Origin of the sequence: Shewanella salipaludis, from assembly GCF_012911865.1 — a bacterium.
Classification (GTDB): Bacteria; Pseudomonadota; Gammaproteobacteria; order Enterobacterales; family Shewanellaceae; genus Shewanella; species Shewanella salipaludis.
Genome location: NZ_JAAXYH010000024.1, coordinates 16,315 through 27,381 on the forward strand (window position 1 = coordinate 16,315; position 11,067 = coordinate 27,381).

Annotated in this window: 7 protein-coding genes; 4 read left to right on the forward strand and 3 right to left on the reverse strand. The window is 56.0% G+C overall.

Annotation, left to right across the window (positions count from 1 at the left end; translation table 11 throughout):
• The first annotated feature begins 194 nt into the window (after positions 1-194).
• Both HC757_RS18680 and HC757_RS18685 read left to right on the forward strand, forming a co-directional pair.
• Positions 195-1,373, forward strand: coding sequence for a PrnB family protein (locus tag HC757_RS18680; protein ID WP_169565949.1), 1,179 nt, complete (start codon positions 195-197; stop codon positions 1,371-1,373).
• A complete protein-coding gene (locus HC757_RS18685) occupies positions 1,370-2,503 on the forward strand; it encodes an aminotransferase class V-fold PLP-dependent enzyme (RefSeq protein ID WP_244623599.1) in 1,134 nt (377 codons plus the stop codon). The genes HC757_RS18680 and HC757_RS18685 overlap by 4 nt, the downstream gene beginning before the upstream one ends.
• Before the next feature lie 52 nt (positions 2,504-2,555).
• Here HC757_RS18685 and HC757_RS18690 read toward each other — a convergent pair whose 3' ends face one another.
• Both HC757_RS18690 and HC757_RS18695 read right to left on the reverse strand, forming a co-directional pair.
• Positions 2,556-3,974, reverse strand: a complete 1,419-nt coding sequence (locus HC757_RS18690; RefSeq protein WP_169565950.1) for an FAD-binding oxidoreductase — start codon at positions 3,972-3,974, stop codon at positions 2,556-2,558.
• Positions 3,975-4,045: 71 nt separating this feature from the next.
• Positions 4,046-5,254: a dicarboxylate/amino acid:cation symporter gene (locus tag HC757_RS18695; RefSeq protein ID WP_169565951.1), complete on the reverse strand. Its 1,209-nt coding sequence runs from the start codon at positions 5,252-5,254 to the stop codon at positions 4,046-4,048.
• Positions 5,255-5,597: 343 nt separating this feature from the next.
• Between HC757_RS18695 and HC757_RS18700 the strand changes: the two genes are divergently transcribed.
• Positions 5,598-6,071, forward strand: coding sequence for a DUF1203 domain-containing protein (locus tag HC757_RS18700; protein WP_169565952.1), 474 nt, complete (start codon positions 5,598-5,600; stop codon positions 6,069-6,071).
• A gap of 73 nt (positions 6,072-6,144) precedes the next feature.
• Here HC757_RS18700 and glnA read toward each other — a convergent pair whose 3' ends face one another.
• Positions 6,145-7,554, reverse strand: coding sequence for a glutamate--ammonia ligase (gene glnA, locus HC757_RS18705; protein ID WP_169565953.1), 1,410 nt, complete (start codon positions 7,552-7,554; stop codon positions 6,145-6,147).
• A gap of 772 nt (positions 7,555-8,326) precedes the next feature.
• On the opposite strand from glnA, the gene typA reads away from it, so the two are divergent.
• Positions 8,327-10,138: a translational GTPase TypA gene (typA, locus tag HC757_RS18710; RefSeq protein ID WP_169565954.1), complete on the forward strand. Its 1,812-nt coding sequence runs from the start codon at positions 8,327-8,329 to the stop codon at positions 10,136-10,138.
• Positions 10,139-11,067 lie beyond the last annotated feature (929 nt).

Sequence of the window (11,067 nt, forward strand, 5' to 3'; positions counted from 1 at the left end):
TCATACGCAATATTTTGGTGGTATCCGACATTAAAGTTTAATTTTGTGGTGATATGTTGCGTTTGATGGCTTTTGTGTGACGGATTTTGGTGAGATGCGTCTCCGGCGGCATGCTAGGCTAGAGGCATGGAAGCTCTGAGAACCAGGCAACCCGGAACCAGAGTGGCAGCAGAAACCTATCTAGGATAGAGAGCATGAAACCCGTAACCCAAAATACCCAAGCCTTCGATGACTGGCTGCGTGGCCGGTTCGTCGAACTCAACTCACGTCTGGAGAGCCTCTACCGGCAACAGGCGGATCGCGCCAACGTGGCTGGAATAGGCGACACCGAGAAACAGCAACTGGAAGAAGAGGGCAGGGTGCTGATCCAGGCCTTGCTGGAGGAGGGCAACACAGATCAGGGCTTCGACAGCGCCTTCGATCTGTTGGGCAATGTCGGCCTCTACATGGCTGCCTGTCGCCGACACGAGATCACCGAGCCCTCGCGGGAAACCCGCTCGCCATTGGTCGAGGCCTCGGCGCTGGCGATGCACATAGGTGCCTCCATAGGTGTCACCCCGCGCTTCGCCACCGCCCATCTCACCACCCATAACCGGGCCCATAATGGACTCTACAAGCGCTTCACCGACCTGCCGGCCGAGAAGCTGTTCGTGGATTACAACACCAAGGGCATACTGGCCTACAAGCGCGCCGCCGATGCCTTGCTCAAGATAGAACCTCTGGGGATTTCCCATCCCATCAGCCATGACCTGCTGCGTGTGGCCAAGCAGGCGTTGCAGGAGGTGATAGACTCCAATACCTATCTGTTCAACGCCCTGGATGCCGATGATTTCTTCTATTGTGTGCGGCCCTACTACAAGCCTTATCGAGTCGGCTCCGTGGTGTATCGCGGTGCCAACGCCGGCGACTTCGCAGGTATCAATGTGATAGATCTGCTGCTGGGGCTATGTGCCGCCAACGAACCTTCCTATTCGCAGATGCTGGTGGACAAGTTCCTCTACATGATGCCGGAAGATCAGCTGATCCTGCGCGACTGCATGCGCAGAACCAGCCTGATGGACGACTTCCTCGCCGCCGGCGAGCAGCGGGACCAGGACTGGTATAGACATAACCTGGCCCTGTTCCTCGAGGTGTGTGAACTCCATGGGCAGACGGCGATCCAGCATCATAACCAGCTGGTGGAGAAGTATATCGCCGAGCCGGCACAGAAGATGGAGCAGCAACACCTGGACAAGGTGACCGCCAGCGGCCCGCCGCTGCAGCTGCTGCTCGACAGCCTGGAGAAACTCAAGGACAGGCGGGCGGCGCTGCCGCGCAGCGACATACACACCCGCTATCATGATCTGCAGCAACTGAAGGCGACACTGGGATGAAGATGCTACAGCCACAGGAACTCAAACAGGACTTCCACCTGGTCGAGGCCACTTACCTGCTGAACCATTCCGTGGGGCGGCCGCTTAAATCGACCCAAGAAGCCTTGCAGCGGAGCTTCTTCGCCCCCTGGCAGGAATCGGGGCGCGAGCCCTGGGGGGCCTGGCTCGGCATCATAGATGATTTCCGCAACGCCCTGGCGCGACTGTTCAATGGCCGCAGGGATGACTTCTGTCCTCAGGTCAACCTGTCGAGCGCCCTGACCAAGCTGGTGATGTCGCTGGAGCGTTTGCAGGGCGAGCACTGCGTGGTGCTGATGAGTGAGATCGACTTTCCCAGCATGGGATTCGCCCTCAAGAAGGCCCTGGCTGCCGGATGTGAGCTGAGGTTCATCCCCAAGGCGCTGGACATCACGGATGCCAACGTCTGGGATGCGCACCTGGGTGCCGATGTGGATCTGGTGTTTATCAGTCACGCCTATTCCAATACCGGCCAACAGGCGCCGCTGGCTGAGATAGTGCCGCTGGCCAAGTCCCGCGGTTGTCTGACGCTGATAGATGTGGCTCAGTCGGCGGGCATAGTGCCGCTGGATCTCGGCGCCCTGGCCCCCGACTTCATGATAGGCTCCAGCGTCAAGTGGCTCTGCTCGGGTCCGGGGGCGGCTTACCTCTGGGTCAATCCCGGGCGTCTGGATGAGTGTCGTCCCAGGGATGTCGGCTGGTTCAGCCATGAAAATCCGTTCGAGTTCGATATCCACGGCTTTCGTTACCATCCCAGCGCCCTGAGATTCTGGGGCGGCACCCCTTCTATCTTGCCCTATGCCATAGCGGCCAACGCCATAGGCTACTTCGCCGAGCTGGGCTCGCCCTCGCTGCGGGCCCACAATCAGGCGCTGATCGACCTGGTCGCGGCCGAACTGGATGAAGAGTTTGTCTCGCCGCGGGAGTCTGCGAGGCGCAGCGGCACCCTGATACTCGACCTGGGTGAACGCCAGGATAAGCTGCTGCAGGCGCTGCAACAGGCCAACATCAGCGTCGATGCCCGCAGTCAGGGGATCAGGGTGTCACCCCATATCTATAACGACGAGGCGGATATGCGTGCCTTGCTGCGGGTGATCGCCGCCTGCCGTTAGCCCATGGGCCATGCGCCTTGGTGGTATGCCGCGGCGGCGCATGGCATGGAGGCTATTGGGGGGTGATATTCTGGTTCAGGCGGAAAAAGTTGTCCGGATCATACTTGGCTTTCACCGTCGCCAGCCGGGCCAAATTGCTGCCATAGGCACCTTGTACCCTGTCTTCGTCTTCGCTGATGAAGTTGACGTACACCCCGCCGGTGGCGAAGGGCTTGGTGGCCTGGTAAAACTCACGCGCCCATTCGATGCAGACATCGTCCTGCTCTGTGTCGTCCCAGCGGGTATGCACGTTCATGATGAACTCCACGTCCCTGTGCGGATAGGCACAGGCATCGGCGGCCACCCGGTTGGTGGCGCCGCCCATCTGGGCGAGGAAAATTTCCGACTGAGGGCTGGGCAACCTGGCGGCGTAATCCACCAGGGAGTCTATCAGGCCGTCATCCAGTGAGGCGAAGTTGTGGGATTTCCAATAGTTGCGGGCCCCCGGGGTCAGCAGGGGATCGAAGGCCTGTTGAAATGCGCCGAAGGGATGTGGGGCAAATCCGTCGGCTATGGGAGTGCCGAATTTGCGCAGCTGTGCCAGCCACTTGTCGCCTTCCTTGAGATCGCCATTGTACAGCGCCGCCAGGATCAACACCTTGGTGCCATGGGCCGCCTTGGGCAGGAAGGGCAAGGGCGGGGCATCGCGAAACACGGCCCAGACAGAGAGTGCATCCGGACAGTTTTGGCAGAATTGCCGATAAGCCTGGAGTACGAATTTGGCCTGATCGAAGGGGTAGACAATCGCCCCGGACATGACTTCGGGACCGACCGGGTGCAGCTTGAACTTGAATGAGGTCACTATGCCGAAGTTGCCGCCGCCGCCCCGGATGGCCCAGAAGAGATCCGCATAATGGTGGGCGCTGCAGCTCAGCCTTTCTCCGGCGGCGGTGACCACCTCGGCCGCCAGCAAGTTGTCTGCGGTTAAGCCCAGGCTGCGACTGAGCCAGCCGAAACCGCCGCCCAGGCTCAGGCCGGCGATGCCTGTGGTGGAGTTGATCCCCATGGGGACGGCCAGGCCATAGGCCTGGGTTTCGTGATCTACATCCCCCAGGGTGGCACCTGCGCCGGCGGTCACCTCCAATGCATCCGGATCCACCTGCACCGCCGTCATCAGACTGAGATCTATCAGCATGGCACCGTCGAACAGGGACTTGCCGGCGATATTGTGGCCCGCGCCCCTGACACTGGTGAGCAGCTTATGCTGCCTGGCGAATCTGACCGCCTGTATGACATCGGCGGTGCCCCGGCAGCGCACTATGACGGCGGGATGGCGATCGAACATGGCGTTCCAGATTTTCCGTACCTGGTGGTAATCGTCTTCGCCCGGCAAGATCACCTGGCCGCGTATCCCTTGGCGCAGCGCATCCAACTCCGTCTTGTCGAGTTTCTTGGGTTTGTCGTCTAAGGTGTAAATCTGGAATTTTTCCATCGTCTGGCCCCTTCATCATTCTGGTTAGCATCTTTAAAGCTAGCCCATGGCAATGATAAAGCGAGCCGGGCTCACTTGGCCGCCCGACCGTTCCAACCCTGCAGCCGGTCGATGATCTGGCTGGCGGTGAGATCGTGCACCACGTTGATCACGGTCGAGACCCCGTCCGTGATGGCGCCGAGCACCACCAATATGGGGATGGTTTCCAGCGGCAGCCCTAGAGTAGTGACGATGAAAATCTCCCCCAGGAAGGCGCCGCCCGGTACCCCGCCGATGACGAAGGCCGACAGCACAGAGATGAGCAGGGTGACCATGAACACATCGACGCCGAAGTCGAGCCCCAGCAAGGAATAGATGAAGACTATCTTCAGCGCAGTGATCATGGATGCGCCGCCCTTGTTGAGGTTGACCAACAGCGGCAGGCTGATGTCGGCTATCTCTTCCTTGACTCCCATCTTGAGTGCTGTGCTCAGGGTCACAGGCAGGGTCGCCAGCGATGAACTTGTGCCCAATGCCGTGACCGCCGGCGCCAGCGCATGGCGCCAGAATACCCTGACCCCGGGATAACCGCCGCCGAGCCAGGCATAGCAGGTCGACCCCAGGGTGAGGTACAGCAGGCTGGTGGCGAAGAATAAGCCTATGGCGCGGGCGAAGGTGACCACGAGTTCAGGGTCCTGGCTGGCCATGGTCGAGGCGAAGTAAGCGCCCAGGCCCAGCGGGGCGACGAACATTATGATGGACACTATCTTCATGATGACAGTGTTGAGGCTGTCGAGCAGGGCCGAGACTTTTCTGCCGTCGTCACCCGACTGGCCTATGGCGATACCGCTGACGACGGACATGATGATCAGCGCCAGGATGTTGGATTTGGACAAGAGGCCGGAGAAGTCATTGGTGGTGAGCAGACCGACGAAGTCCATATGGGCGGCTCCCGTGTCCAGGGTCTGCTGGAGATCCAGGGTCACCCCTTGGGCAGGATTGAACACCAGTGCCAGGGCCACTATGGCAACGGCGGGAATGATGGCCATGCAGATGGATACCGCCATGATGGACACCAGGATGGCGCCCAGCTTCTTCAGGTCCGTCATCCGGGCGATGGAGGAGGTCACGCTCACCGCCACCAGAGGCACTATGATCATGAACAGCAGATTGAGGAAGATCTGTCCCACTGGCTTGAGCCAGAGCCCCGTCTCGGGTGACAGGCTGCCGATGAGGCCACCCAACAAGAGCGCGGTCAAGAGTATGAGTGAGTCTTTATAGGGTTGCAGTGTGTGCCACATAGGTAAGCGCCTATTGTTATTTTAATAAACCAAGATACCCAAAATGACGGGTATTCATCATGCTGCATGGACCTCATCAAGCTAGCGAGTCGTTTGCCATAGCGCAAGAACTGATTGGAAATGAACAGTTTTAATCTACCAAATGATGGCGAGACGCTGATTGGCGCAGCCATGCTAACAGGCGCATTCATTGCATCCCGGTGAATCCCTGGGGGCTGTATGCTTGGAAAGCCTGCAAATGGTCACAGAGGCAAGAATGTCTTTTGAGGTTAGAGTTCCGAAAGCGGCGAGTCGTGAGTTGTTGAATGACTATCATGGTATTTTTAGCCGATAGGAAATCATTATGAATACAAACTTTAGAATGAAGGCAATTGAGAAAAGGGCTTTTTCTGAGCTGATGAACCTGAGCTCTCAAGAGCTGGAGAAGCTCAATGCCAGCTGGGTGATTGCCGATGCCAAACCAGGCTACCCTTGCAGGGTCTCTTTGAAAGAAGCTGAGATCGGGGAGAGGGTGCTATTGGTGCCTTTCAGGCATCATGATGTCGATTCGCCTTATCGAGCATCTGGCCCCATTTATGTTCGAGAACATGCCGAACAAGCCGAATTGGACGTGAATGAGATTCCCGAGATATTGACTGCAAGATTGCTGTCCATCAGGGCCTACAATCACCAGCACTTTATGGTGCACGCCGAGATTTTACAGGGGGCAGAATTAGCAAACGGCATTCGTCAGCAGTTTTTAAAGGCTGAAGTCAGCTATATCCAAATCCACAATGCCAATCGTGGCTGCTTCAATTGCAGCGTGTACCGAGCTTAAAGCTAGCCATGGCTATGCCTGATAAGTAAAAAAGCCCCGACGAGTCGGGGCTTAATCAATCTGCGGCTAAAGATTACAGGCTGTAGTACATCTCAAACTCAAGCGGGTGAGTGGTGCGGGCCACACGCTCGGCTTCGGCTGTCTTCAGCGCTATGTAAGACTCGATGAAGTCTTTGCTGAATACGCCGCCTTTCATCAGGAACTCATGGTCTGCCTGCAGGTTTTCCAGGGCGTTTTCCAGTGAGGTGGCAACCTGTGGGATCTCGGCCGCTTCTTCGGCCGGCAGATCATACAAGTCTTTGTCCATGGCTTCGCCCGGATGGATCTTGTTCTGGATACCGTCCAGACCCGCCATCAACAGCGCCGCGAAACCCAGGTATGGGTTGGCATGCGGATCCGGGAAACGGGCTTCGATACGACGACCCTTAGGGCTGGGTACCACAGGGATACGGATGGAAGCCGAGCGGTTACGGGCAGAGTAGGCCAGCATCACAGGGGCTTCGAAGTGTGGCACCAGACGCTTGTACGAGTTGGTGCTCGGGTTGGTGAAGGCGTTCAGTGCGCGGGCGTGTTTGATGATACCGCCTATGTAGTACAGGGCGGTTTCACTCAGGCCGGCATACTTGTCACCGGCGAACAGGTTAACCCCGTCTTTGGACAGAGACTGATGCACGTGCATACCGCTGCCGTTGTCGCCAACGATAGGCTTGGGCATGAAGGTCGCCGTCTTGCCGTAGGCGTGGGCCATGTTATGCACCACGTACTTGAGAATTTGGATTTCGTCCGCTTTCTTGGTCAGGGTATTGAAGCGGGTGGCGATTTCGTTTTGACCGGCAGTCGCCACTTCATGGTGATGGGCTTCAACGACCTGACCCATTTCTTCCAGCACCAGACACATGGCGCTGCGCAGATCCTGTGAAGAGTCGACAGGAGCTACCGGGAAGTAACCGCCTTTGACCATGGGTCTGTGGCCCGTGTTGCCGTCATCATAGCTGGTGCCCGAATTCCAAGAGGCTTCCTTGGCATCCACTTTGACGAAACAGCCTGACATGTCGGAACCGAAACGCACATCGTCAAACAGGAAGAATTCAGGCTCGGGACCGATCAGCACAGTGTCGGCGATGCCGGTGGAGCGCAGGTATTCTTCGGCCTTCTTGGCGATGGAGCGGGGGTCACGATCGTAACCTGTCATGGTGCCTGGCTCGAGAATGTCACAACGGATCAGCGCCGTGGTTTCTTCGGTGAAAGGATCCAGCACGAAGGTCGTTGGATCCGGCATCAGCACCATGTCTGATTCGTTGATGCCTTTCCAGCCGGTGATAGAAGAGCCGTCGAACATCTTGCCGTCTTCAAAGAAATCAGCATCTACCTGATGAGAAGGAATAGATACATGCTGCTCTTTACCTTTGGTATCGGTAAAGCGTAAATCAACAAACTTAACTTCTAATTCTTCGAGTTGCTGTAAAACTGATTCAACTGACATTCTCAAGCCTCCGGTAGGGTAAAGGGATGTCCCTTCTATATTCTGTTATCCGCACTCGGGTGAGCGGGTGCAAATTTGCTATACTTAAAGCGATAACTATGCCAACTATTTAATGCCTTGATTTTAAAGCAAGTAAAAAATCCCCGCTCTTACATTCACAGGCTTTTGCACCAATGCGGTGCATGTCTTGATTGTTTTTGGTGCAAGCGTCCAACTTGGAGCATCGACTGCCGGGTCGGCGACTCGCCATACCTGAAACCAGGACAGGTTACGCCTGACACTCAGCCGGCGCGTGCAGTATTACGCTAGCATAAGTCGCGGTTCCTGTAAGGTAGATTTATGCGGCATTTATTAGTGTCATATTAAGCGGCTATATTGGCTTGGGTGCCTCCACAGCGGCCCTTGCCGGCGAGCGAGCCGTTTACTGGCATGCCAGGTGAGCTTCTCGCGTCCGGCGATGCGCTCCGGCTGGGGATGTTTTAGCTTAATGTCATGCCGGCGCCGGGTCAGTGAAGCGGATGAGGACAATATCTTGCCGTCTATCAAGGGACTCGGGTGCAGCGAATGCACCAGGATGTGGCTTGCCCCCGTCGTTTTGGACACATTCCATGGCCGCGGGATGCAGCTTTTGGGCCCATGTTTTACAAGTGCTCAAAAATAATCCTGTGAGATATGCCGTCGCTGGAGTAGAATGGCACGCTTTTTATTATGGCAAAGGCCTTATGCCTGGCCTAATAACCCCTATTTTTGTTTGATGGTAAGAGGTTTATCCGTGCTAGAGAATTTACGTAACATCGCTATTATTGCACACGTCGACCATGGCAAGACGACCCTGGTAGATAAGTTGCTGGCGCAGTCAGGAACCCTTGCGACCCGAGGAGAAGCTACTGAGCGGGTGATGGATTCCAACGATCTTGAAAAGGAGCGTGGGATCACGATTCTGGCAAAGAACACTGCCATCAAGTGGAACGATTACCGTATCAACATAGTTGATACCCCAGGCCACGCCGACTTCGGTGGTGAAGTAGAGCGTGTTCTGTCTATGGTTGACTCGGTATTGTTGCTGGTCGATGCCGTTGACGGTCCAATGCCACAGACTCGCTTCGTGACCAAGAAAGCCTTCGCTCAAGGCCTGAAGCCAATCGTTGTCATCAACAAGATCGACCGTCCGGGTGCACGTCCTGATTGGGTTATCGACCAGGTATTCGATCTGTTCGACAACTTGGGCGCTACCGACGAACAGTTGGACTTCCCTATCGTTTATGCTTCGGCATTGAACGGTTTCGCGACGCTGGATCCTGAAGTCGTCAGCGAAGACATGACCCCCCTGTTCCAGACCATAGTCGAGAAAGTCTCTTCACCCGATGCCGACGCTGAGGGTGCTTTCCAGATGCAAATTTCGCAGCTGGATTACAACTCCTATGTGGGTGTTATCGGCATAGGTCGCATCAAGCGCGGCAGCGTCAAGACAGGCCAGCAGGTCACCATCATAGGTGCCGATGGCAAGACGCGTAACGGCAAGATGGGCCAGGTCTTGGGCTACATGGGTCTGGAGCGTCACGAAGTCGACGTCGCCAACGCAGGTGACATAGTCGCGATCACGGGTCTGGGCGAGCTGAAAATTTCCGACACCATCTGTGCCGTAGGTGCTGTCGAAGCCCTGCCAGCGCTGTCTGTCGATGAGCCTACCCTGACCATGACCTTCCAGGTCAACACTTCTCCGTTCGCGGGTAAAGAAGGCAAGTATGTGACTTCACGTAACATACTTGAGCGTCTGCAACAGGAATTGGTCCACAACGTGGCCCTGCGTGTCGAAGAAACCGACAGCCCGGATCGCTTCCGCGTTTCAGGCCGTGGTGAATTGCACTTGTCTATCCTGATCGAAAACATGCGTCGTGAAGGTTACGAACTGGCGGTATCCCGTCCTGAAGTTATCATCAAGACCATAGATGGCGAGAAGTGTGAGCCATTCGAAACTGTGACTGTCGATGTTGAGGAAGAACATCAAGGTACAGTGATCGAGAAGCTGGGTACCCGTAAGGCCGAAATGAAAGACATGCAGCTCGACGGCAAGGGCCGTGTGCGTATCGACTTCGTTATCCCAAGCCGTGGCTTGATCGGTTTCCAAACCGAGTTCCTGACGGCCACGTCAGGCACGGGTCTGCTGTATCACACATTCGATCATTACGGCCCGCACAAGGGTGGCGATATCGGCCAGCGTGCCAACGGCGTGTTGATCTCCAACGCCACAGGCAAGGCATTGACATTCGCCCTGTTCGGTCTGCAGGACCGCGGTCGTCTCTTTATCGGCCATGCGGCCGAAGTGTACGAAGGCCAGGTTGTGGGTATCCACGCTCGCTCGAACGATCTGACAGTTAACTGTCTGAAAGGCAAGCAGCTGACCAACATGCGCGCCTCAGGTACAGACGAAGCTCAGGTACTGACTCCGCCAATCAACCTGACACTGGAGCAAGCGCTCGAGTTCATCGATGATGACGAGTTGGTAGAAGTGACACCGCTGAACATTCGTGTTCGTAAGCGTCACCTGACCGAAAACGATCGTAAGCGTCATAACCGCGGTTAATGGCAGTTGCGACTGCTGCGACTGACCCGTCAGTCGCTCGGTCCCAGGCTTAAGCTTCGAACCTAAGCTTCGAACCTAAGCTTCGAATCTAGGTTCGAATAAAAAAGCCCCATACAGGCAACTGTGTGGGGCTTTTTGTTTGTCCGCCTTTGATGGCGCTGATGTTTGGCTATCATGCCAGAGGTCTGTGTAGCGAGCCTGGATGTGTTCTGGGAGGTTCATAGGGCTAAGTTTGCCCGGCGTAGCCATCGTGAGTTGGGACTCTCTGAATAGTATTGAGTGGCTAACACTGACACAACAGCGCCTATTTTGACGTCCCTTTCGGCATGGGAGTGGCTGGAAAGTCACGCCAGTCCTGTTTTTATTGGCTTTATGCTTTATTTGGGCAGGTTTCAAACCCTTTTGGATTTGAGCGGCTTGTGGCCGAGACAAGCTTGTCAGGAACAAGGTTGAACAGCGATAGCTGGCCCACAGGGGCGAGTCTCAGCATGAGACGATTCAAGTCGTGGGCTTTCAGCCCACACCCGAGCAAGGAGGACTGCTCGTCCTATCCTCCTTGCATCCACCATGACGCCCCGACGAAGCGGACAACCCCTCTGGCTTATGGGCATCTGAGCTAGCGCCTCATATTCGCCGTTTTACATCCCTGTAAAACATCCCAGTTCGGCAATCCTTGTCTCTCGCTCATAAGCTCAAAAATCACCAATTTTCATTCGCCCCTGGCTCACCTGAGGCTAGCTCGGCAAAGTATGTCCATATATAAGTGCCAGTTCGGCATCCATGCCTCCCGTTCATAAGCTCATGGCTGATGAGATGGTCACCTCGGTCTCGGCATCGCAATGTGCCATGATTTAGGTGCAAAAAATCTGACTCGAGGTGACCGTTATGAACTATAAACTCATCAGCATCGATCTGGCAAAAACTGTCTT